We start from the raw sequence: 21,425 nt of genomic DNA, 5'->3' as shown, positions 1-21,425 counted from the left end.
GGCACGGGGCGCCCGGGGCCTGGCGGCTCAGCCGCCGGACCCGAGTGCGGGCGGCTCGCCGGGCCCGAGTGCGGGCGGTGGTTCCTCCTCCGCGGACAGCAGGCCCCAGGGCACCTGGCGCAGGCGCAGGTCCTTGCGGATCTGTTCCGCGAGCTTCTTGGTGTCGCGCCGGTTCATCACGGCACCGACGGCCGCGCCGACCATGAACGGGGTCAGCGTCGGCAGGTTGCGCATGGTGCGCTTCAGCAGCTGCTGGCGCAGCTCCCGCTTCATCCTGCCGCCGAGGGCGATGTTCAGGGTGGACGGCTTGGAGAAGTCGATGCCGCGCCGCTCGGTCCACTCGGCCAGGTACATCATCGACCGCTGCCGCAGCGTGCCCGGGGCGCGCAGCCCGTAGACCTCGTGCAGCTCGGCGATGAGCTTGTACTCGACCAGGGCGACCCCGAGCGTCTCGGAGGCCAGCTCCGCCGGCATGGCCGGCGGGGTCGGCAGCATGGCGGCGGCGCCGATGCCGGCGCCGACCGTCGCGGTGCCCACCGTGGCGGCGTTCACCAGCTTGTCGGCCAGCTCCTCGGGCCCGAGCCCGGGGAACTGCCGGCGAAGCGTCTCCAGGTCCCGCACGGGGACCCTCGGGGCCGTCTCGACGAGCCCGTCGACGAAGGTGTTCAGCGCCGCCTTGGCGCGTGCCCGTGCCCGTGCGGCACGGCCGGGGGGACGGAACGGGACGGGATCGCCCGCCGGTCCCTCCGATGCGCCCGCGAGCGAGGCCTCATGGCCTCGCTCGTCGTCGCTCGCCACGGTCCGGCTGCCCGTCAGGCCGCGCAGTCGCGGCAGATCGGGTTGCCGTTCTTCTCCGTGGCCAGCTGGCTGCGGTGGTGCACGAGGAAGCAGCTCATGCAGGTGAACTCGTCCGCCTGCCGGGGCAGCACCCGGACCGACAGCTCCTCGTTGGAGAGGTCGGCTCCGGGCAGCTCGAGGGACTCGGCCTGGTCGTACTCGTCCACGTCGACCGTGGAGGTCGACTTGTCGTTCCGCCTGGCCTTCAGTTCCTCGATGCTGTCCTCGTTGACGTCATCGTCGGTCTTGCGTGGGGTGTCGTAATCAGTAGCCATGTATCGCTCTCCCCCTCTGGGTGTCTGCGGTGTCTCCAGCGCTCGTAACGCATGGGAGGCCGGTCTTGTGCCCGGCCCGAAGCGGAGATTTTGCCTTACATCAAGTGCCGTTACTCAATCGACACCCAACCGCACCCCCGAAGAGGTGATCCCATCCGCTGCCGGTGATGACCGGAAACGGCCCACTTGTCGCACCTTGCTCGCGCCTCCACGTGTACTTCCCGTGATCATGACCTGCGGAAACATGGATTTTTCCGGTCTTTTCCCGGAGGTCGCAATCACGCAGAGTACCCGAGGCCGGAATCGTATGTGTGATCGCTCACAGCATGCCCCCGAGGCGCGCAGACCGCAAAATTCAGCGCAAAGCGAACACGCCCCCGGGGGTGTCGTGTGACGGGTCACACGGGGATGACAACCCGCATGACCAGGCCACCTCCCTCGCGGGGGACCGCGGAGATCGTGCCTCCGTGGGCCCGGGCGACGGACTTGGCGATCGAGAGGCCGAGGCCCACGCCCTTGTCACTGCCGGTGCGCTCGGTGCCCAGCCGGCGGAAGGGCTCGAACAGGTTGTCGATCTCGTACGCGGGGACGACGGGCCCCGTGTTGGCCACCGTCAGGACCGCGGAGCCCGCTTCGACGCCCGTGGTGACCTCCACCCGGCCCGCCTCCGCGACGTTGTACCGGACCGCGTTCTGCACCAGGTTCAGCGCGATGCGCTCCAGCAGCACCCCGTTGCCCTGCACCACGGCCTCGCCCAGCGCGGCGCGCAGCTCCACGCCCTTGGCGTCGGCTTCGGCGCGGGTCTGCTCCAGCGCCTGGGTGGCCGCCTCCGCGAGGTCCACCGGCTTGCGGTCGACGATCTCGTTGTCACTGCGGGCGAGCAGCAGCAGACCCTCCACCAGCTGTTCGCTGCGCGTGTTGGTGGCGAGCAGGTTCTTGCCCAGCTGCTCCATGTCCGGGGAGGCGTCGGGGTCGGCGAGCTGGACCTCCAGCAGCGTGCGGGTGATCGCCAGCGGCGTTCTCAGCTCGTGGGAGGCGTTGGAGACGAAGCGGCGCTGGGCGTCGAAGGACCGCTCCAGGCGCTCCAGCATGTCGTCGAAGGTGTCGGCGAGCTCCTTGAGCTCGTCGTCCGGGCCGGTCAGGTGGATCCGCTGGGTCAGGTCGGAGCTGACCACGCCGCGCGCGGTGCGGGTGATCCGGCCCAGGGGCGCCAACACCCGGCCGGCCAGCAGGTAGCCGAAGGCGAAGGCGAGCACCGCGAGGCCGACGAGCGCGAAGAGGGAGCGCTTCAGCAGGACGTTCAGCGCGGTCTCGCGCTGCACGGCCAGGCAGTGGACGTAGGCCTTGTTGAAGGCGTCCGGGTTGGTCGGGCCGGTGGGCAGCTCCGGACACAGCCCGGTGAGCGACAGCCGGCCCGCCTCGACGTGGAACTGCGCCTCGGTGCCCTGGCGGATGGCCTGGGCGGCCAGCATGTAGATGATCCACAGCAGTATCACCCCGGCGATCAGGAACATGCCGCCGTAGAGCAGGGTGAGCCTTATCCGGATCGTGGGCCGCAGCAGCGGCATCGGCCGGGCGGCCGGTTTCGGGTCCCAGGTGGGCCTGGGCGGGATGGCCTGCGACGTTGGCGGGGTCGTCGGCGACGACGAGGGCGCGGGCACGGCGGGTCAGATCCGGTATCCGGAGCCCGGGACGGTGACGATCACCGCGGGCTCGCCGAGCTTGCGGCGCAGGGTCATCACCGTGACCCGCACGACGTTGGTGAAGGGGTCGGTGTTCTCGTCCCAGGCCTTCTCCAGCAACTGCTCCGCGGAGACCACGGCCCCCTCGCTGCGCAGCAGCACCTCCAGCACCGCGAACTCCTTGGGCGCCAGCTGCACCTGCCGGCCCTCCCGGGTGACCTCGCGGCGGTTGGGGTCCAGCTTGATCCCGGAGCGCTCCAGCACGGGCGGCAGCGGTGCGGTCGTACGGCGCCCGAGGGCCCGTACGCGGGCGGTCAGCTCGGTGAAGGCGAAGGGCTTGGGGAGGTAGTCGTCGGCGCCCAGCTCCAGCCCCTCCACGCGGTCGCTGACGTCGCCGGCGGCGGTCAGCATCAGCACGCGGGTCGGCAGACCGAGTTCCACGAGCTTGCGGCACACGTCGTCCCCGTGGACGACCGGCAGGTCGCGGTCAAGGACCACGACGTCGTAGTCGTTGACCCCGATCCGCTCCAGGGCCGCACCGCCGTCGTAGACGACGTCGACGGCCATGGCCTCACGGCGCAGTCCGGTGGCTACCGCATCGGCGAGCAGTTGCTCGTCCTCGACGACCAGTACGCGCAAGGCGCTGTTCCTTCCCTAGGCACTTCTCGAAGAGCCGTGTCTCAAAGAGCCGTGCACGGCCCGCCCGCGCAGGCCGAACGCCCCTCCATCCTGCACCGGACGGCCGTAAAACAGGGGTAAGAGGACCTGGCGCCGAATTCTTCGCGTCCCGGAGGTTTCCCCTCCGGCGGGCCTGGGGAGGACGACTGCACACCCCCGATCACGCCCGTAGGGCGTCCGCAACTCCCGTGGCAGTGGCCGCTGTGTGATCCGAGGGGTCCCCCGACAAGACCTGTGAACGACCCCGCACATCGCAGCACCGACGAATATCCCTGTGTCAACCCACGACGACGAGGGGGCGCCACCTGATGGACGCATTCACCACTGGCATTCTGCAGCGCATACACAGCACCGAATCCGACCTTCTGCGCGCCCGTGAGGACGGGGACGACTTCCTGGCCGAGGTCGAGGAGGCGGAACTGGCCGACCTGCGCCGCCTCGCCGCCGAGCACGGCGTCCAGGTGCTGCCCAAGATCGCCTGAGATCCCCCGGGCGGCACAGCCGAACGCCGCGCCCCGGACACCTGCACGGGTGCCGGGGCGTTCGCGTGCCCGCCGCCGGTTCGTGCCGGGCGGCGGGCCTTCGCGTGGAGGGAGCGGTGGTGGGCCTCAGTCGTGCCAGGCGCCGAGTTCGTCGAGCCGCCGCTGCAGGGGCTCGAAGAGCCCCGGCGGGGCCGCGACGGTGAGCTCCGTGGACTCCGGCACCCCCGGACGGCCGCCGGTCAGGGCGCCGGCCTCGCGGGCGAACAGGGCGCCCGCCGCGTAGTCCCACGGGTTGAGGCCGCGCTCGTAGTAGGCGTTGAGGCGGCCGCAGCCCACGTCGCAGAGGTCGATGGCGGCGGATCCGCCACGGCGGATGTCCCGCACCTGCGGCACCAGCTCGCGCAGCACCCTCGCCTGGCCCTCCCGGCGCTCCTTCAGGTAGCCGAAGCCGGTGCCGACCAGCGCCTGGTCGAGCGGCGGCGCCGGGCGGACGGCCGCCTGCCGGTCGTTGACCCAGGCGCCCCGCCCCAGCACCGCGCGGTAGCTCTCGGAGCGCATCGGGGCCTCGACGACCCCGACGAGCGTCTCACCGTCCAGCTCGGCCGCGATGCTCACGGCCCACGACGGCAGGCCGTACAGGTAGTTCACGGTGCCGTCCAGCGGGTCGATCACCCAGCGGACGCCGCTGCTGCCCGGGACGCTGACGCCCTCCTCGCCGAGGAGGCCGTCGTCGGGGCGGCGCTCGGTGATGAAGGAGGCGATCAGCTTCTCCGCGGCGATGTCCATCTCGGTGACGACGTCGATGGGGCTGCTCTTGGTGGCGGCCACGCCGAGGTCGGCGGGCCGGCCGTCGCGCAGCAGCTCACCGGCCCTGCGGGCGGCCTCGAGGGCCACGGCCAGGAGTTCGTCCTTGAGTTGGTCGGTCACGGCACTCCTCGTGCGTTCGGGTCGGTCGGTCACTCGGCGCCGGCGGCTGCGGGCCGGGGGCTGCGCGCCGGGCAGCAGCCCACCGGGCACACGTCGTGGCTGGGCCCGAGGGCGCCCAGCGCGCAGCGCTCGGGGGCCAGGCCCCGCTCGGTGGCGGCGCGCTCCAGCACCAGCTCGCGGACGGCGGCGGCGAACCGCGGGTCGGCGCCCACGGTGGCGGCGCGGGCGACGGGCAGGCCCAGTTCCGCGGCCTTCGCGGTCGCCTCGGTGTCGAGGTCGTACCGGACCTCCATGTGGTCGGAGACGAAGCCGATCGGCACCATGACGGCGGCCGGGGCGCCGGAGGCGTGCAGCTCCTCCAGGTGGTCGCAGATGTCGGGCTCCAGCCACGGGATGTGCGGGGCGCCGCTGCGGGACTGGTAGACGAGCTTCCACGGGCGGTCGGTGCCGGTGGCCTCGCGCACCGCGTCGGCGATCACCCGGGCCGTGTCGAGGTGCTCGGCGACGTAGGCGCCGCCGGCTCCGTCCCGGGTGTGGTCCTCGGGCCGGCCGGAGGTGTCGGCGGCCGCGGTGGGGATCGAGTGGGTGGTGAACGCCAGGTGCGCCCCGTCGCGGACGTCCTCGGGCAGCGTGGCGAGCGCGGTCAGCACCGCGTCGGCCATGGGCCGGACGAAGCCGGGGTGGTTGAAGTAGTGCCGCAGCTTGTCCACACGGGGCACCTCGCGGCCCTCGGCCTCCAGGGCGGCCAGGGAGTCGGCGAGGTTCTCGCGGTACTGCCGGCAGCCCGAGTACGAGGCGTACGCGCTGGTGGCCAGGACCAGCACCCTGCGGTGGCCGTCCCCGGCCAGCTCGCGCAGGGTGTCGGTCAGGTAGGGCGCCCAGTTGCGGTTGCCCCAGTAGACCGGCAGGTCGAGGCCGTGCTCGGCGAAGTCCTTGCGCAGCGCCTGCAGCAGTTCGCGGTTCTGCGCGTTGATCGGACTGACCCCGCCGAACAGGAAGTAGTGCTGCCCCACCTCCTTCAGGCGCTCGCGGGGGATGCCACGGCCGCGCGTGACGTTCTCCAGGAAGGGGACGACGTCGTCGGGCCCCTCGGGGCCCCCGAAGGACAGCAGGAGCAGTGCGTCGTACGGAGCGGCGCCGGCCTCGGTGTGATCGGACATGTTCCGATCCTGCCACCCGGCGGTGACGGCAGGGGAACCGGCGAAAACCGCTTGCGCTCCCTTTGTAAGCTGTGTGGGGCAGTCACATTCCTTACTCCCGCCCCTTGAGACGTCGGCGACGAAGCCGTGGAGCGCCTGTGTCCAGTCCCTATCGCGCGATCTTCTCCACTCCCGGGACCAGGGGTTTCTCGGCGGCGGGTTTCATCGGCCGGATGCCGTTGTCCATGCTCGGCATCGGCATCGTGACGATGATGTCCCAGGTCACCGGCCGCTACGGGATCGCGGGCGGGCTCGCCGCCACCCTGGCGCTGGCCGCGGCGGCGCTGGGCCCGCAGGTGTCCCGCCTGGTCGACCGGTACGGCCAGCGCCGGGTACTGCGCCCGGCCACCGCGGTCACGGTGCTGGCGGTGGCGGCACTGCTGGTGTGCGTACGGGCCGGGGCCCCGGACTGGACGCTCTTCGTCTGCGTCGCGCTTGCGGGGACGACGCCGAGCCTGGGTGCCATGGTGCGGGCGCGCTGGGCCATGATCCACCGGGGATCGCCCGCGCTGCTGCACACCGCCTACTCCTTCGAGTCCGTCGTCGACGAGGTCTGCTTCATCGTGGGCCCGATCCTGTCGATCGGGTTGTGCACGATCTGGTTCCCGGAGGCGGGGCCGCTGCTGGCGGTGCTCTTCCTGGCGGCCGGGGCGTGGCTGCTGACCGCGCAGCGCGCCACCGAGCCGGCGCCGCATCCGCGGGAGCAGCACACCCCGGGCTCCGCGCTGCGCTCCCGCGGGCTGCAGGTCCTCGTGCTGACCTTCGTCGCGACCGGGGCGATCTTCGGCGCCGTGGACGTGACCACCGTGGCCTTCGCCGAGGAGCAGGGCCACAAGGCCGCGGCGAGCGTGGTGCTGGCGGTGTACGCGGCGGGTTCCTGCCTCGCGGGGGTGCTTTTCGGCCTGATGAAGCCGGCCGGAACGGCCTCCCGCCGCTTCCTGCTGGGCGTGGCGGCCATGGGCGTGAGTATGATCCCGCCACTACTGGTCGGGAACTTGCCGTTCCTGGCCGTGGCGCTGTTCGTCGCGGGCCTGTCCATCGCACCGACGATGGTCACCACCATGGCCCTCGTCGAGCAGTTGGTACCGCGCGCGAAGCTGACCGAGGGCATGACGTGGACGAGCACGGGACTCGCGGTCGGCGTGGCGCTGGGCGCCTCTCTGGCCGGGTGGGTGATCGACGCGGCGGGGGCCCGGGCCGCGTTCGCGGTACCCGCCTCCGCCGCGGCGCTCGCCGTGGTGGCGGCCTTCCTGGGGTACCGCCGGCTGGAGCCGGCGCCGGAGCTGGAGGGGACGCGTGCGCATGGCTACGACGACGAACAGAACCACCGGGAAGACCACATGGCGTAACTGGGCGGGCAACGTGCGGGCCCTGCCCGCGCGGACCGAGTCGCCCGCCTCGGCCGACGAACTGGCGGCCGTGCTCGGCAGGGCGGCCGCCGACGGGCTCCCCGCCAAGGCCGTGGGCACCGGGCACTCGTTCACCTCGACGGCGGCGACCGCGGGCGTGCTGATCCGGCCCGAGCGGATGACCGCGGTGCGGGGCATCGACCGCGAGGCCGGCACGATCACGGTGGAGGCGGGCGTCCAGCTCAAGCACCTCAACGCGATGCTCGCCGCCGAGGGCCTGTCGCTGACGAACATGGGCGACATCATGGAGCAGACGGCGGCCGGCGCGACCAGCACCGGCACGCACGGCACGGGCCGTGACTCGGGCTCCATAGCCGCCCAGATCACGGCGCTGGAGCTGGTGCTCGCCGACGGATCACTGCTCACCTGCTCGGCGCGGGAGAACCCCGAGGTCTTCGCCGCCGCCCGGATCGGGCTCGGCGCGCTCGGCGTGGTCAGCGCGATCACCTTCGCGGTGGAACCGCTCTTCCTGCTCACCGCGCGGGAGGAACCCATGCGCTTCGACCGGGTGGTCGCCGAGTTCGACCAACTGGTCGAGGAGAACGAGCACTTCGAGTTCTACTGGTTCCCGCACACCGACGGCTGCAACACCAAGCGGAACAACCGCAGCCAGGGTCCCGCGGCACCGGTCCCCGGGGTACGCGGCTGGATCGACGACGAGTTGCTCTCCAACGGGGTCTTCCAGGCGGCCTGCGTCGTGGGCCGGGCGGCCCCCTCCCTCATCCCGGGCATCGCCCAGGTCTCCAGCCGGGCGCTGTCGGCCCGCACCTACACCGACGTCCCGTACAAGGTGTTCACCCACCCGCGACGTGTGCGTTTCGTGGAGATGGAGTACGCGGTGCCGCGCGAGGCCGCGGTGGAGGTGCTGCGCGAACTCAAGTCGATGGTGGAGTCCTCGGGCTTCAGGATCAGCTTCCCCGTGGAGGTGCGGGTCGCCCCGGCGGACGACATCGCCCTGTCGACGGCCTCGGGCCGGGACACCGCCTACGTCGCGGTGCACATGTACCGCGGCAGCCGGTACCAGGAGTACTTCACGGCGGTCGAGCAGATCATGACCGACCATCAGGGGCGGCCGCACTGGGGGAAGATCCACACCCGGGACGCGGACTACTTCGCCAAGGCCTACCCCCGCTTCGCGGAGTTCACCGCCCTGCGCGACCGGCTCGACCCGGACCGGCTGTTCCGGAACGACTACCTGCGGCGGGTGCTGGGCGAATAGTTCCACTTGTGGGGTTTTTGTAAAGATCCCGCCCCAACTCCCTTGGCGTGCGCGAAGTTCGACGGCGCGGCGCCCCACCGACGTGGCCCAAATGGAGTACTGTGACAAATCCTGGCTCCGGGGGGAGACGGCGCACTCGTCCCGGGGTGCCGTCGATCGAACCGGAGACACGTGACGCCGAGTGGTTCGTTTGGTCACTCAGCGTTGCAAATAGGTAACCGTGCCATAACGGCGCGTCACGGCACATGCCCGACACGCCGGGAAACTCAGCAAGGTTGTGGCAGGCTGCACCCGGGCAGGTCACACTCGTCCATCGGGAGCAGCGACGCACGTGACGTCGGCAGGCACCACCCGGGAGGTAACCGTGCCCGAACTGCGTGTCGTGGCTGTCAGCAACGACGGCACACGACTGGTGCTCAAGGCTGCCGACAGCACGGAGTACACCCTTCCGATCGACGAACGCCTGCGTGCCGCCATCCGCAACGACCGCGCGCGGCTCGGCCAGATCGAGATCGAGGTCGAGAGCCATCTGCGCCCGCGCGACATCCAGGCGCGGATACGAGCCGGTGCCACCGCGGAGGAGGTCGCCCAGCTCGCCGGGATCCCGGTGGAACGCGTCCGGCGCTTCGAGGGCCCCGTGCTCGCGGAGCGCGCCTTCATGGCCGAGCGGGCCCGCAAGACCGCGGTGCGGCGGCAGGGCGAGAGCACCGGTCCGCAGCTCGGTGAGGCCGTCGCCGAACGGCTGCTGCTGCGCGGCGCCGAGAAGGACACCGTCCTGTGGGACTCCTGGCGCCGCGACGACGGCACCTGGGAGGTGCTCCTCGTCTACCGGGTGGCCGGTGAGCCGCATTCGGCGAGCTGGACGTACGACCCGCCGCGCCGGCTCGTGCAGGCCGTGGACGACGAGGCGCGCGCCCTCATCGGGGAGACCACCCAGGAGCCCGCGCAGGAGCCGAGCTACCCCTTCGTCCCGCGGATCGCACGGCTGCCGCGCGACCGCGCGCTGGACCGGCCCGAGCGGGCCGAACGCACGGCCGAGGAGCGGGCGGAGGAGGAACGCGACTCCCTGACCAGCCTCCTGGAGGCGGTCCCCAGCTTCCGCGGCGACATGGTGGTGCCCGCCCAGGCGGGCCCGCCCTCCACCACGCCCGACACGCCGGCCGCGGCCTCGGTGGCGGAGGACGCCCCCGAGGCGCCCGCCGAGGAGGAGGCACCGCCGGCCCCCGCCGCGAGCGCCGGCGCGGGCTCCGCGTACGCCGACGTCCTGATGCCGCGTTCGGTCGGCGCCCACCGCGACCGGCTGGTCGGGTCCACCGACCGCCAGGCCGAGGCGGACGGGGTGCGGCCGGGGCGGCGGGCGACGGTACCGAGCTGGGACGAGATCGTCTTCGGGAGCCGGCGCAAGAAGCAGGACTGACCGGGGCACGGCGCCCCGCAGGGGGTGCCCCGGTGCCGTCCTCCGCGCCGTCCTCACGCCCTCCTCCGGACGGGCCGGGCGCCGGCGCCGCGTCAGCCTGGTTGCGGCCCGGTCGCGACGTCGCGGCCCGCCGTGGACCACTCGCTCCAGGAACCGACGTAGAGCGCCGCGGGGACGCCGGCGACCGCCAGGGCCAGCACCTCGTGGGCGCCGGAGACGCCGGAGCCGCAGTAGACCCCGACCTCGGCCTCCGGCGTGGCGCCGGCCTCGCCGAAGCGCGCCGCCAGTTCGCCGGCGGCGCGGAAGACACCGGTGCCCGGGACGACGTTCTCCGTGGTCGGGACGTTGACCGCGCCGGGGATGTGACCGGCGACGGGGTCGATGGGCTCGGTGTCGCCGCGGTAGCGCTCCGCCGCCCGGGCGTCCAGCAGGACACCGCGGCGGGCCAGCGCCGCCGCGTCGTCGGCGGTCAGCACGGCGAGCGCGCCCGGCGTGGCGGTGAAGTCGCCCTCCTCGTCGGCGGGGACGTCCGTCTCCAGGGGCAGCCCTGCCGCCGTCCACGCCGCGAGCCCGCCGTCCAGGACGCGCACCCGCTCGTGGCCGGCCCACCGCAGCAGCCACCACGCGCGCGCCGCGCCCCAGCCGAGTCCCCCGTCGTAGACCACCACGTCGCGGTCCGGGCCGACGCCGGCGCGGCGCATGGCGGCGGTGAACACCGCGAGGTCCGGCAGGGGATGGCGGCCGGCCGCACCGGGCGTCCCGGCGAGCTCGGTGTCCAGGTCGACGTAGTGCGCGCCGGGCAGGTGACCGGCCTCGTAGGCGAGACGTCCGGGCGGGCCGCCCAGTTGCCAGCGGACGTCCAGAAGGACGGCGCCTCCCGGGGAGCCCTTCGGCAATGCGGCCAATTCGGTTACGGTAATGACAGGATGCATAAGCCCATTGTGGTCACCCGGCGCGGGAAACCCGCGGCACGGCCCCGGTCCGCGGCACACCCGGTGGTGCGAGCATCGCTGTGGCACTTCCCCTGCAAGCCCGAGCGTTGCTCCCCAGGAGAGAATTGATGACCGATGTAGGGAACCGCCACCCGCACGGCACCCCGTGCTGGGTCAGCCTGCTGGCCCACAGCGTCGAGGCCACGCAGGAGTTCTACAGCCGGCTGTTCGGCTGGGAGTTCCACCCCGGTCCGCATTCCCTGGGCCCGTACGTCCGCGCCACGCTGGGCGGCAGGAGCGTGGCCGGCATCGGCGAGCTGCCCGGGGACCGGCATCTGCCGGTCGCCTGGACGACCTACTTCGCCGCGGACGACGCCGACAAGACCGCCGAGCTGATCCGGACCTGCGGCGGCACGGTGGGTGTCGGACCGCTCGACGCGGACGACGCGGGACGACTGGCCGTCGCGTCGGACCCGATGGGCGCGGTGTTCGGGGTGTGGCAGGCCAGGCGGCACCGCGGGACCGAGGTCACCGGCGAGCCGGGCGCACCGGTGTGGAACGAGCTGGTCACCCGCGACACCTCGCTGGTCGGCACGTTCTACTCGGTGGTCTTCGGACTGGAGACCGACGCGGTCGTCTCCACCGACTTCGACTACCTGACGCTCCACCTCGCCGGCCGTCCGGTCGCCGGTGTCCACGGCGTCGGCCGGTCCCTGCCGCGCGACCGCGGGGCGCACTGGATGACGTACTTCGAGGTCGCCGACACCGACGCCGCCGCGCGCCGCGTGCTGGACCTGGGCGGCAGCGTCCTCCGCACCCCGCGCGACTCCGAGCACGGCCGGCTGGCGACCGTGGCGGACCCCGAGGGCGCCGTCTTCACCGTGATCCGCTCCCGGCCGCAGCAGGGCGCCGGGAGCAGCGGGAGCTAGTCGACCGGCAGGACGTCCGGCGAGATCGCCGCCGCACGCGCCGCGGCCGCGGTCATCCGCCGGATGTGGTGGCGGCGGCAGAGCACCTCGTAGCCGGTCTCCGTGCCGGGGCGGTTGACGTCGCCGACGACGACCTGCTCGCCCTCGACGACCATCTTCCCGCCCACCGTACGGGCGTTGTGCGTGGCGCGGGCGCCGCACCAGCACAGGGCCTCGACCTGGAGCACCTCTATCCGGTCGGCCATCTCCATCAGCCGCTGGGAGCCGGGGAAGAGCTTGGTGCGGAAGTCGGTGGTGATCCCGAAGGCGAAGACGTCCAGCCGCAGGTCGTCGACGATGCGCGCGAGCTGGTCGATCTGGCCGGGGGTGAAGAACTGGGCCTCGTCGACGATGACGTAGTCGGCGCGGGCGCCGCCGGACAGGTGCGTGACGAGGTAGCCGTAGAAGTCGAAGTCGTCGGTGGCCTCGACGGCCTTGGTCTCCAGGCCGAGCCGGGAGGACAGGACGCCCTCGCCTGCGCGGTCGTTGCGGGTGAAGATCAGGCCCTCCAGGCCGCGTGCCGAGCGGTTGTGCTCGATCTGCAGGGCGAGGGTGCTCTTCCCGCAGTCCATCGTTCCGGAGAAGAACACGAGCTCAGGCATGAGGAGGCGGCGGCCTTTCGGGGCGGGGCGGTGGGTGGTGCGAGGGGGGGCTGTGCGAGCGGTCGGCGCCGCGTCAGGTGCGGACCTCGAGCAGCGGCACCAGCTGCTCCACGGGGGTCATCGAACCGTGCAGGCCGACCATGGTGGACTCCCCCGGCTCGGAGCGGGTGGCGACGATCGCGATGTCGTCGCGGGCGACGGCGACGACGTCGCCGATGCGGCCGCGCACCCGGTCCTCCACGACGGGGCCGAACCAGCCCGCGGCGATCGCCTCTTCGCGGGAGGCCACCCACATCTGCTCGCCGAGCACCTCGCTCCAGACCGTGTGGACGTCGCCGGCGGCGCCGGGCACGGCGTACACGTGGCGGGCCCGGGCCTCGCCGCCGAGGACGGCGACGCCGGCGCGCAGCTCCCAGTCCTCGTCGAAGTCGATCCGCGACTCGGGGTCGAAGGGGATGTCGATCATGCCGTGGTCGGCGGTGACGTAGAGGGCGCTGCGCGGCGGGAGCTGCTCGGCGAGCCGCTGGGCGAGCCGGTCGGCCATCATCAGCTGGCCGCGCCAGGCGTCGGAGTCGACACCGTGCCGGTGGCCCATGGAGTCCAGCTCGCTGTAGTACGTGTAGACCAGCGCGCGGTCGGACGCGGCGAGCCGCTCGGCGGTGAGGTCCATGCGCTCCTCGCCGGTGAGCCGCCCGTGGAAGGTGCCGCCGCTGAGGGCGATCTTGGTCAGCGGGGTGTGCTCGAAGGTGGGCGAGGTGACCTGGCAGGTCTCCACGCCGGCCTCCTGGGCCAGCCGGAAGACGGTGGGGTGCGGCTGCCACTCGGCCGGGGAGGTCCACGGCTGCCAGCGCAGCTGGTTCATCAGCTCGCCGGTGTCCGGGTTCAGCACGGTGTAGCCGGCCAGGCCGTGCGCGCCGGGCGGCAGGCCGGTGCCGACGGAGGCGAGCGAGGTCGCGGTGGTGGAGGGGAAGCCCGCGGTGATCGGCCGGCCGCTGCCGGTGGCGGAGCCCGCCATCAGGGCGGTGAGGAACGGCGCCTCGTCGGGATGCCGGCGGATCAGCTCCCACCCCATGCCGTCGACGAGGAACACGCAGACCCGGTCCGCGGGCGCGAGGTCGAGCGCCGTCGGCGGGACGCCCGGGATGCCGAGCCCGGCGGCGACCGCGGGCAGCAGGTCGCTCAGCGAGCCGGTGCCGTAGCGCGGGGCGGGGGCGGCGTACGGGTCCAGCGGTTCGTAGGACGGGGCGGGATGGACCATCAGGAGGCCGCGCTCGCGGTGCTCGCGGTCGCCTCGGAGAGCGCCTGCGCGAAGGCGAGGGCTTGGCGGACGGTCTCCGGGCCGTCGCCCGCCTCGCTGACCCGCAGGCTGAGGTCGTCGGCGGTGGAGGAGCCGGTGTAGCCGTGGTCGGCCTCGCAGTTGGGGTCGCCGCAGGCGGCGGGCTCCAGGTCGATGCGGCTGACCGCGCCCCAGCCGATGGTGAGCACGACCTCGCGGGGCAGGGTGCCGGGGGTGTACGACTCGGGGTTGGCGACGACCCGGCTCAGCACGACCGACGAGATCCGCTCGAGCTTGACCGACTCGGTGGAGGTGGTGGCGTAGGGGCTCGGGGAGGTGTCGTCGGCGCTCTGCTCGTCGGTGTGGCTGACGATGAAGCGGGTGCTGGTCAGGACCAGGACGGTGACGTGCCGGCGGACCTCGTTCGCGTCGAAGGTGGTCTCCTGGTGGACCAGGTACGACGCGACCGGCTCCCCACCGACGGAGGCCTCCACGGCCTCTGCCACGAGGGCGGGGTAGTAGCCGCTGCGCTCGATCGCCGCGCGCAGCCCCTGGGTCGTCGTACCGGTCTTCGCCATGGCGACCATCCTAGTGCGGAGCATGTGTTCAGAAGGACGACAGTGCGCGGGGTCCGAGGTCCGTGCGGGCCGGGGGGCGCGCGAGGCGGACGGAGGCGCCGAGCACGGTGAGGCCCGCGGGGGCCACCACCACCGGTTCGAGGTCGACGGAGACCACCTCGGGCAGGTCGTCGACCAGCAGCGACACCCGCAGCAGCAGTTCCTCCAGGGCCCCGGTGTCCACCGGCTCCGCGCCGCGCCAGCCGAACAGCAGCGGGGCCGCCTTGATGGAGCGGACCAGCTCGGCGACGTCCCGGTCGGTGGCCGGGACCAGCCGGTGCCCCATGTCGTCCAGGAGTTCGGAAGGGGCCCCGGCGATGCCGAAGGAGAGCACGGCGCCCGCGGCCGGGTCGACGGTGGCGCGCACGACCGTGTCGACCCCGCGCGGTGCCATGGCCTGGACGACCAGGTGCAGCTCCTCGGGCTTGCCCAGCCGTGCGGTCAGCTCCCCGAAGGCGCGGCTGAGGTCGTCGGGGTCGGCGATGTCCAGGCGTACGCCGCCGAGGTCGGCGCGGTGCCGCAGGTGGGGCGCGGTGGTCTTGAGGGCGACCGGGTAGCCGAGCCGGCGGGCCGCCTCCAGGGCCGCGTCGATCCCGGGGGCGGGCAGGGTGGGCCGCACCGTGATGCCGTAGCGGCCCAGCAGGCCGGCTGCCGCGAGGTCGTCGAGGGTGACGCCCCGGCTGACGGCGGCGGGCTCCCCGGCGGCGTCGAGCAGCCGGGTGACGTCCTGGCAGGCGCCCGCCTCGTCGACGTCCTCGAACTCCGGCACCCTGCCCGGTTCCTGGGCGTCCCTGCGCCACCGGGCGTAGGCGGCGGCCCGGGCCAGGGCCTTCACGGCGCGGTCGGCGGCTCCGTAGGCGGGGATGCGGACGGCCGCGAGGCGGGTGGCCATGGCCTCCAGCGCGGTGTGGACGACCACAACGGGCTTGCCGGCGCCGGGCCCGTCCGCGGCGGCGTGCAGGGCCTCGGCCAGCGCGGGGTCGTCGCTGCTGGCGGGGACCTCGGCGAGCTCGGAGCCGACGCGCGGGATGGCGGTGACGACGACGGCGTCGTGGGCGGGGTCGGCGAGGGCCGCGGCGAGGGCGGCCCGGAAGTCCTCCGGTCCGGCGGCGGTGGTGAGGTCGAGGGGGAGGCCGGGTTCCAGGCCCGCGGTGAGGCAGGCGTCGTAGGTGATCAGCCCGAGTGACTCGGAGTTGCCAAGGATCGCGACGCGGGGTCCGGCGGGCAGCGGCCGGCACGACAGCAGCAGCCCGGTGTCGAGGAGCTCGGTGACGGTGTCGGTGCGGATGACGCCGGCCTGCTGCAGCAGGGCGGAGACGGTGCCGTCGGGGATGCGGGCGGGGGGCACGGCGTGTCCGGGCGGGGCGGCCGCCGAGTGCCGGGCGCCCTTGACCACGACGACCGGCTTGACGGCGGCGGTGCGCCGGGCGAGGCGGTAGAACTTCCGCGGGTTGCCGAGGGTTTCGAGGTAGAGCAGGGCGACATCGGTGGCCGGGTCGTCGTACCAGAACTGCAGGATGTCGTTGCCGGAGACGTCCGCCCGGTTGCCCGCCGAGACGAAGGACGACAGCCCGGCGCCGCGGCGGCGCAGCCCGGACAGCAGGGCGATGCCGATGGCCCCGGACTGGGTGAACAGCCCGAGCCGGCCGGCGTCCGGGGTCTCGGGCGACAGGGAGGCGTTGAGCCGGACGTCCTCGGCGGAGTTGAGGATGCCGAACGCGTTGGGCCCGATGACCCGCATGCCGTGGGCGAGCGCCTGCCGTACCAGGTCGCGCTGCCTGCGGCGGCCCTCGGCGCCGGACTCGGCGTATCCGGAGGAGATCACCAGCAGGCCGAGGACGCCGTGCCGGCCGCACGCGTCGACCGCCTCGGCGACCTCGTCGGCGGGGACGGCGATCACGGCGAGGTCGACGCCGTCGGGGATCTCGGCGACGGAGCGGTGCGCGGGGACGCCCTCGGGTTCGAGGGTGTGCCGGTCCTCGGGGAAGGAGCGGTTCACGGCGTGGACGCGCCCGGTGTAGCCGCCCGCGAGGATGTTCCGGAGGATGCCGCGGCCGACGCCGCCCGGGCGGCGTCCGGTGCCGATGACGGCGACCGAGGCGGGGGCGAGCAGCCGCTGGACGGAGCGGGCCTCGGCGCGCTGCTCGCGGGCACGCATGACGGCGAGGGACCGCTCGGTGGGCTCCAGGTCGAACTCGAGCCGGACGACGCCGTCGGTGAAGCTGCGCTGCTGGGTGTAGCCCGCGTCGGTGAAGACCTTGATCATCTTGCGGTTGGCGGGCAGCACCTCGGCGATGAAGCGGCGGATGCCGCGCTCCTGCGCCACCGCGGCGACGTGCTCCATCAGGGCGGAGGCCACGCCGCGGCCCTGGTGCGCGTCCTGGACCAGGAAGGCAACCTCGGCCTCGCGGTCGTCGGTGCGGTCGTAGCGGACGGTCGCGATGAACTCGCCCCCGACCAGGGCCGCCAGGCCGACGCGGTCGCGGTAGTCGTGGTGGGTGAAGCGGTGCACGTCCCGGTCGGAGAGCCGGGGGTAGGGCGCGAAGAAGCGGTAGTACTTGGACTCGTCGGAGACCTTCTCGTAGAAGCTCACCAGCCGCCCCGCGTCGTCCGGCGCGATGGGCCGGACGTGGGCGATCCCGCCGTCGCGCAGGACCACGTCCGCCTCCCAGTGGACCGGGTAGTCGCGCTCTGCGTCGGACGGCGTCGTCATGGCCCCAGCGTACGGGCCGCCGCCCGCCGCGGAACCGGTGCGACGATGTGGGGGACGGACCGGTGTCCGAGGCATGGCAGACTGGTCTAGACCTCCTTAGGAACGATCCCGAAGGGCAACACCATGGCTGAGCGCCGCGTCACCATCGGCTGGGCCGAGGGCCTGCACGCACGTCCCGCTTCGATCTTCGTCCGCGCCGCCACCGCCGTGGGTGTGCCCGTCACCATCGCCAAGGCGGACGGCGCCCCCGTCAACGCCGCTTCGATGCTCGCCGTGCTGAGCCTGGGCGTGGCCGGCGGCGAGGAGGTCGTGCTCGCCTCCGACGCCGAGGGCGCGGACGCCGCTCTGGACAGCCTCGCCAAGCTCGTCTCCGAGGGGCTGGACGAGCTCCCCGAGACCGTCTGACACACGCGCGGCAGCGCGGTACGGCAAAAGGGGCGGGTCCCGAACGAAATCCGGCCGGATTTCGTTCGGGACCCGCCCCTCCGTCATTCCGGCGGAATTCCCGGCGGCGCACCGCGCGGGGAACACGGAAATACCTCCGCACACCATTCCCCGATTTGTATACGGCACTTAGGTTAAACCCGGCCGCTCGACATGTGTACGGCGTGTTTCGGATTCCTCACCGCGCCGCGGCGCCGCGCCCCGTGCTCTGCGGACGGCGCAACCGGTGTGCCGCCGTCGCCCGCTCCACATGGTCCGCCGTCAGCCGCCGGGCCCGCTCCGCGTCACCGCGCGCCACCGCGTCGACGACCGCCCCGTGCTCCGCCCAGGACTCCACGGCGCGGTCCGGGGTGTCCACCGCGTAGACCCAGGCGATCTTGTGCCGCAGCTGGGTCAGCAGCGCCACCAGGGTCGGGCTGCCGGACGCCTGGGCCAGCGTCTCGTGGAACCAGCCGTCCAGGGCGGGCAGGTCCGACGACTGGCGCCGCAGTGAACGCTCCTGGCCCAGCCGGACGAGGCCGCGCAGCACCTTCACATGGGCCTCGGTGCGCCGCTGCGCCGCCCGGGCGGCGCCCAGCGGCTCCAGCAGGGCACGGATGTCCAGCAGGTCGGCGGCCTCCTGGTCGGTGGGCTCGGCGACGGACGCCCCGGCGTGCCGGCGGGTGCGCACGAAGCCCTCGGACTCCAGGGTGCGCAGCGCCTCGCGCACCGGGACCCGGGACACCCCGTAGCGCTTGGCCAACTGCTCCTCCGTCAACCGGCTGCCCGGCGCGAAGAACCCGCTGACGATGTCGTCACGGATCGCCGCGCACACGGCTGCGGCGGAAATCCGGCGGCCCGCAGCGCCGCTCCCGTTCACGTCCGACCCCACATCGCAGATTCCTTCCGGTGCGCGCCGACGACCGTCCTTTTGATCCGCGCGCAACGGAGGAGCCGGCGTTTCTGCCGCGACTCTATTCCAGTGCGGCGTCGATTCCGACGGGCGTCCTGAATTCATGGAGCGTTTTCGGACACACCCGCGGCCGGGAAACGCCGGCATGCCGAAGGCCCCGGCGGGGGGACCGGGGCCTTCGGGTGGGGGGAGGGGAATGGTCGGATGGTCGCTCAGACGCGGACGCCCTTGGAGCGCAGGTACGCCAGCGGGTCCACGTCGGAGCCGTAGGACGGGGCCGTACGGGCCTCGAAGTGCAGGTGCGGCCCGGTCACGTTGCCCGTGGCGCCCGACAGGCCGATCCGCTGGCCCGCGGAGACGGTCTGCCCCACGGACACGCCCAGCGAGGACAGGTGGCCGTACTGGGTGTACATGCCGTCCGCGTGGCGGATCACGATGTTGTTGCCGTACGAGCCGCCCCAACCGGCCTCGACGACGGTGCCCGCACCGGCGGCGTGCACCGGGGTGCCGACGGAGGCCACGAAGTCGACGCCGGTGTGGTAACCGGAGGACCACAGGCTGCTGGTCGCGTGGTACGGCGTGCCGATGGAACCGGCGACCGGCAGCGTCCAGCCGCCGAGCGTGCCCCGGCCGGCCGCGGCGCTCCGCGACGCGTGCGCGGCGTCGCTCCGCGCCGCCTTGGCCTTGGCCGCCTTGGCGGCGGCCTCCTCGGCGGCACGCTCACGGGCGGCGCGCCTGGCCTTGGCGACCTTGGCGTCATGGCGCTTCTGGGCGGCGACGGCGGCCCGGTGCTGGGCCGAGGCCTGGTCGGCGAGGTGCGTGGCGAGGTCGTCGGCGACGGCCGCGCAGCGGGCGAAGGCGGACCCCGCGGTGCCGGTGTCGGCGGCCGCGGCGGGCACGACGAACGCGCCGGTGGTGACGGTGGTCAGCGCGGCGGCGCCGGCCAGGGTGGAACGTATCGAGAACGACGCCATGGGCAGGCGGAGATCCTTTCCTTCCTTCTCGCCTACCGGGTTAGCTGACGGGTTCGGAGCAGGAAGGTCTCCTACGGGCGACGGCACGCCGCCCGATTCACCCCAGGGACTTCTCATGTGGGTCCCCGGCTCCCCAGGCTCACGCCCGACGGGGACTCGGCGATCGTTGCTCCGGTGCCGCGGGAGGCGGCTGCTTCCGCCGGGCAACCCGAGGACGTTAACCAGGCGTTGCTTCCCGTTCCAAAAAAATCCGGCAATATGTGCGGGATGCCACACCGGCCACCAACCGGTCGCAACCGTCCGCAATACCGCGACGCCGCAGCTCCGCGGCGGTCCGCGCGCCCGCGGAAGGCCCCTGCGCGGCGGCGGCGAGGAGGGGTGGGGACGCGGTGCGGACCGTGACCGGCGTCACGGACCACCGGCGCGGACGTCCCCGGCCGTTCGCGCACCGCGGCCCCGGGCGCCGCGAGGGCGCCCGGGGCCGCGGTAGGGGTGGTGCCGGTCAGCCGCCCGTGACAACCTCGACCGGGCCGATGCCCAGCTCGCGGATCGGGTCCGCGATGACGGAGGCGTCGCCGACGAGGACGACCACGAGCCGGTCGAGGGGGAACGCGTTGACGGCCGCCGCCGTCGCCTCGACCGTGCCGGTGACGGCCAGGCGCTCGTAGAGCCGCGCCTGGAAGTCGTCCGGCAGGGACTGCTCGACCTGGTCGGCGAAGGTGCCGGCCACCGCCGAGGCGGTCTCGTAACGCAGTGGGGCGACGCCCACCAGGTTCTGCACGGCGGCGTCGCGCTCGTCGTCGGTGAGCCCCTCCGCCGCCAGGGTGCGCAGCACCTGCCAGGTGTCGGCCAGCGCGGGCGCGGTGACGTCGGTCGCCACGGATCCGCTGATGCCCAGCAGGGAGGCCCCGGTGCCCTCGGGAGTGGAGAGCAGCACCTGCCCGAAGGCCCGCACGCCGTAGGTGTAGCCCTTCTCCTCGCGCAGGACGCGGTCCAGGCGCGAGGTCAGCGTGCCGCCGAGGCAGTACGTACCGAGCACCTGGGCGGCCCAGACGGGATCGTGGCGGTCCGCCCCGGCGCGTCCGATGAGCACCTGGGTCTGCACGGACCCGGGCCGGTCGACGATCACGACGCGTCCGGTGTCGTCCGCGGTGATCGCCGGCAGCGGGCGGCGCTCGCCGGGCTTGCCGCTCCACTCCCCCAGCGTGCCCGCCAGCAGCGCGTCCAGATCGATGCCCGCGAGGTCGCCGACCACGACGACCGTGGAGGTGGACGGGCGCACGTGCGTGTCGTAGAAGGCGCGGACGGCGTCTGCGTCGATGCGCGCGACCGTCTCCTCGGTGCCCTGGCGCGGCCGGGAGCAGCGCAGCTCGGCGGCGAAGAGCTCCTTGGACAGCGCCATGGCGGCGCGCCGGGCCGGGTTGGCCAGCTCGTGCGGGATCTCGTCGAGGCGGTTGTTCACCAGCCGCTCGACCTCGCCGTCCGGGAACGCCGGGGCGCGCAGCGCGTCGGCGAGCAGGCCGAGGGCCTTGTCGAGCCGGGAGACGGGGACCTCCAGGGACACCCGGACCCCGGCGTGGTCGGCGTGGGCGTCGAGGGTGGCCCCGCACCGCTCCAGCTCGGCGGCGAACTCCTCCGCGCTGTGCTTGTCGGTGCCCTCCGACAGCGCCCGCGCCATGATCGTGGCGACGCCGTCGAGGCCCTCGGGCTCGGCGTCGAGCGGCGCCGCGAGCAGCACCTCCACGGCGACGACCTTCTGGCCGGGCCGCCGGCTGCGCAGCACCGTCAGCCCGCTCGGCAGCGTGGAGCGCTCGGGGGCCGGGAAGTCCCAGGGCTTGGGCTGCCCCGGCCGGGGCTGCGGGTGGAACGTCATGGTGGTGTG

Annotated in this window: 20 protein-coding genes and 1 riboswitch; of the genes, 6 read left to right on the top strand and 14 right to left on the bottom strand. The window is 73.3% G+C overall.

Annotation, left to right across the window (positions count from 1 at the left end):
* Nucleotides 1-27 precede the first annotated feature (27 nt).
* The 4 genes from ABZ479_RS31845 to ABZ479_RS31830 all read right to left on the bottom strand — a co-directional run bounded on the left by ABZ479_RS31845 (nt 28) and on the right by ABZ479_RS31830 (nt 3,433).
* Nucleotides 28-798 (bottom strand): hypothetical protein, encoded by a 771-nt coding sequence (locus ABZ479_RS31845; RefSeq protein WP_500464793.1) that lies wholly within the window; start codon nt 796-798, stop codon nt 28-30.
* Between the two features lie 14 nt (nt 799-812).
* On the bottom strand, nt 813-1,112 hold the full coding sequence (locus ABZ479_RS31840; RefSeq protein ID WP_450393077.1) for a DUF4193 family protein: 300 nt from the start codon (nt 1,110-1,112) through the stop codon (nt 813-815).
* 398 nt (nt 1,113-1,510) lie between these two features.
* Nucleotides 1,511-2,680 (bottom strand): sensor histidine kinase, encoded by a 1,170-nt coding sequence (locus ABZ479_RS31835; RefSeq protein WP_499601825.1) that lies wholly within the window; start codon nt 2,678-2,680, stop codon nt 1,511-1,513.
* 99 nt (nt 2,681-2,779) lie between these two features.
* A complete protein-coding gene (locus tag ABZ479_RS31830) occupies nt 2,780-3,433 on the bottom strand; it encodes a response regulator transcription factor (protein ID WP_500464792.1) in 654 nt (217 codons plus the stop codon).
* Between the two features lie 347 nt (nt 3,434-3,780).
* On the opposite strand from ABZ479_RS31830, the gene ABZ479_RS31825 reads away from it, so the two are divergent.
* Nucleotides 3,781-3,954 (top strand): hypothetical protein, encoded by a 174-nt coding sequence (locus ABZ479_RS31825; RefSeq protein ID WP_319132283.1) that lies wholly within the window; start codon nt 3,781-3,783, stop codon nt 3,952-3,954.
* Nucleotides 3,955-4,080: 126 nt separating this feature from the next.
* Here the strand turns inward: ABZ479_RS31825 and ABZ479_RS31820 are convergent, their stop codons facing one another.
* Entirely contained in the window at nt 4,081-4,881 is an 801-nt protein-coding gene (locus tag ABZ479_RS31820; protein ID WP_500464791.1) for an inositol monophosphatase family protein, read from the bottom strand.
* A 29-nt stretch (nt 4,882-4,910) separates the two neighbouring features.
* The gene (locus ABZ479_RS31815) at nt 4,911-6,041 is read right to left on the bottom strand and encodes a ferrochelatase (RefSeq protein ID WP_500464790.1); all 1,131 of its coding nucleotides are present in this window, start codon (nt 6,039-6,041) and stop codon (nt 4,911-4,913) included.
* Between the two features lie 137 nt (nt 6,042-6,178).
* On the opposite strand from ABZ479_RS31815, the gene ABZ479_RS31810 reads away from it, so the two are divergent.
* The 3 genes from ABZ479_RS31810 to sepH all read left to right on the top strand — a co-directional run bounded on the left by ABZ479_RS31810 (nt 6,179) and on the right by sepH (nt 10,125).
* On the top strand, nt 6,179-7,429 hold the full coding sequence (locus ABZ479_RS31810; protein ID WP_500464789.1) for an MFS transporter: 1,251 nt from the start codon (nt 6,179-6,181) through the stop codon (nt 7,427-7,429).
* Nucleotides 7,383-8,708, top strand: a complete 1,326-nt coding sequence (locus ABZ479_RS31805) for a D-arabinono-1,4-lactone oxidase (protein WP_500464788.1) — start codon at nt 7,383-7,385, stop codon at nt 8,706-8,708. Before ABZ479_RS31810 ends, ABZ479_RS31805 begins: the two co-directional genes overlap by 47 nt.
* Nucleotides 8,709-9,039: 331 nt before the next feature.
* Nucleotides 9,040-10,125, top strand: coding sequence for a septation protein SepH (gene sepH / locus ABZ479_RS31800; RefSeq protein ID WP_500464787.1), 1,086 nt, complete (start codon nt 9,040-9,042; stop codon nt 10,123-10,125).
* Between the two features lie 92 nt (nt 10,126-10,217).
* On the opposite strand, the gene ABZ479_RS31795 is transcribed toward sepH, so the two are convergent.
* On the bottom strand, nt 10,218-11,057 hold the full coding sequence (locus tag ABZ479_RS31795) for a sulfurtransferase (protein ID WP_500464786.1): 840 nt from the start codon (nt 11,055-11,057) through the stop codon (nt 10,218-10,220).
* A 128-nt stretch (nt 11,058-11,185) separates the two neighbouring features.
* Between ABZ479_RS31795 and ABZ479_RS31790 the strand changes: the two genes are divergently transcribed.
* Nucleotides 11,186-11,986 carry a VOC family protein gene (locus ABZ479_RS31790; protein WP_500464785.1) on the top strand — a complete coding sequence of 267 codons (801 nt, stop codon included), beginning with the start codon at nt 11,186-11,188 and terminating at the stop codon, nt 11,984-11,986.
* Here the strand turns inward: ABZ479_RS31790 and ABZ479_RS31785 are convergent.
* The 4 genes from ABZ479_RS31785 to ABZ479_RS31770 all read right to left on the bottom strand — a co-directional run bounded on the left by ABZ479_RS31785 (nt 11,983) and on the right by ABZ479_RS31770 (nt 17,233).
* Entirely contained in the window at nt 11,983-12,627 is a 645-nt protein-coding gene (locus ABZ479_RS31785) for a thymidine kinase (protein WP_500464784.1), read from the bottom strand. The genes ABZ479_RS31790 and ABZ479_RS31785 overlap by 4 nt on opposite strands.
* Nucleotides 12,628-12,700: 73 nt before the next feature.
* Nucleotides 12,701-13,885: an alkaline phosphatase family protein gene (locus ABZ479_RS31780; protein WP_500464783.1), complete on the bottom strand. Its 1,185-nt coding sequence runs from the start codon at nt 13,883-13,885 to the stop codon at nt 12,701-12,703.
* Nucleotides 13,885-14,481 carry a DUF5998 family protein gene (locus ABZ479_RS31775; RefSeq protein WP_499601838.1) on the bottom strand — a complete coding sequence of 199 codons (597 nt, stop codon included), beginning with the start codon at nt 14,479-14,481 and terminating at the stop codon, nt 13,885-13,887. The genes ABZ479_RS31780 and ABZ479_RS31775 overlap by 1 nt, the downstream gene beginning before the upstream one ends.
* 28 nt (nt 14,482-14,509) lie before the next feature.
* Nucleotides 14,510-17,233, bottom strand: coding sequence for a bifunctional acetate--CoA ligase family protein/GNAT family N-acetyltransferase (locus ABZ479_RS31770; protein ID WP_500464782.1), 2,724 nt, complete (start codon nt 17,231-17,233; stop codon nt 14,510-14,512).
* Between the two features lie 123 nt (nt 17,234-17,356).
* Here ABZ479_RS31770 and ABZ479_RS31765 point away from each other — a divergent pair, with 123 nt between their 5' ends.
* On the top strand, nt 17,357-17,638 hold the full coding sequence (locus tag ABZ479_RS31765; protein ID WP_499601841.1) for an HPr family phosphocarrier protein: 282 nt from the start codon (nt 17,357-17,359) through the stop codon (nt 17,636-17,638).
* Nucleotides 17,639-17,855: 217 nt separating this feature from the next.
* Here the strand turns inward: ABZ479_RS31765 and ABZ479_RS31760 are convergent, their stop codons facing one another.
* The 3 genes from ABZ479_RS31760 to ABZ479_RS31750 form a co-directional block, all read right to left on the bottom strand.
* Nucleotides 17,856-18,548, bottom strand: coding sequence for a GntR family transcriptional regulator (locus tag ABZ479_RS31760; protein WP_499601842.1), 693 nt, complete (start codon nt 18,546-18,548; stop codon nt 17,856-17,858).
* Between the two features lie 233 nt (nt 18,549-18,781).
* Nucleotides 18,782-19,543 (bottom strand): M23 family metallopeptidase, encoded by a 762-nt coding sequence (locus ABZ479_RS31755; RefSeq protein WP_500464781.1) that lies wholly within the window; start codon nt 19,541-19,543, stop codon nt 18,782-18,784.
* 15 nt (nt 19,544-19,558) lie between these two features.
* Nucleotides 19,559-19,715, bottom strand: a riboswitch (cyclic di-AMP (ydaO/yuaA leader).
* Nucleotides 19,716-20,045: 330 nt separating this feature from the next.
* Nucleotides 20,046-21,416, bottom strand: a complete 1,371-nt coding sequence (locus ABZ479_RS31750; RefSeq protein ID WP_500464804.1) for a M16 family metallopeptidase — start codon at nt 21,414-21,416, stop codon at nt 20,046-20,048.
* Between the last annotated feature and the right edge of the window lie 9 nt (nt 21,417-21,425).

It is taken from the genome of Streptomyces sp. NPDC005722, from assembly GCF_040630935.1.
Lineage (GTDB): Bacteria > Actinomycetota > Actinomycetes > Streptomycetales > Streptomycetaceae > Actinacidiphila.
The sequence above is the reverse complement of the archived record's forward strand: the minus strand, read 5'-3'. Positions and strand labels throughout refer to the sequence as shown.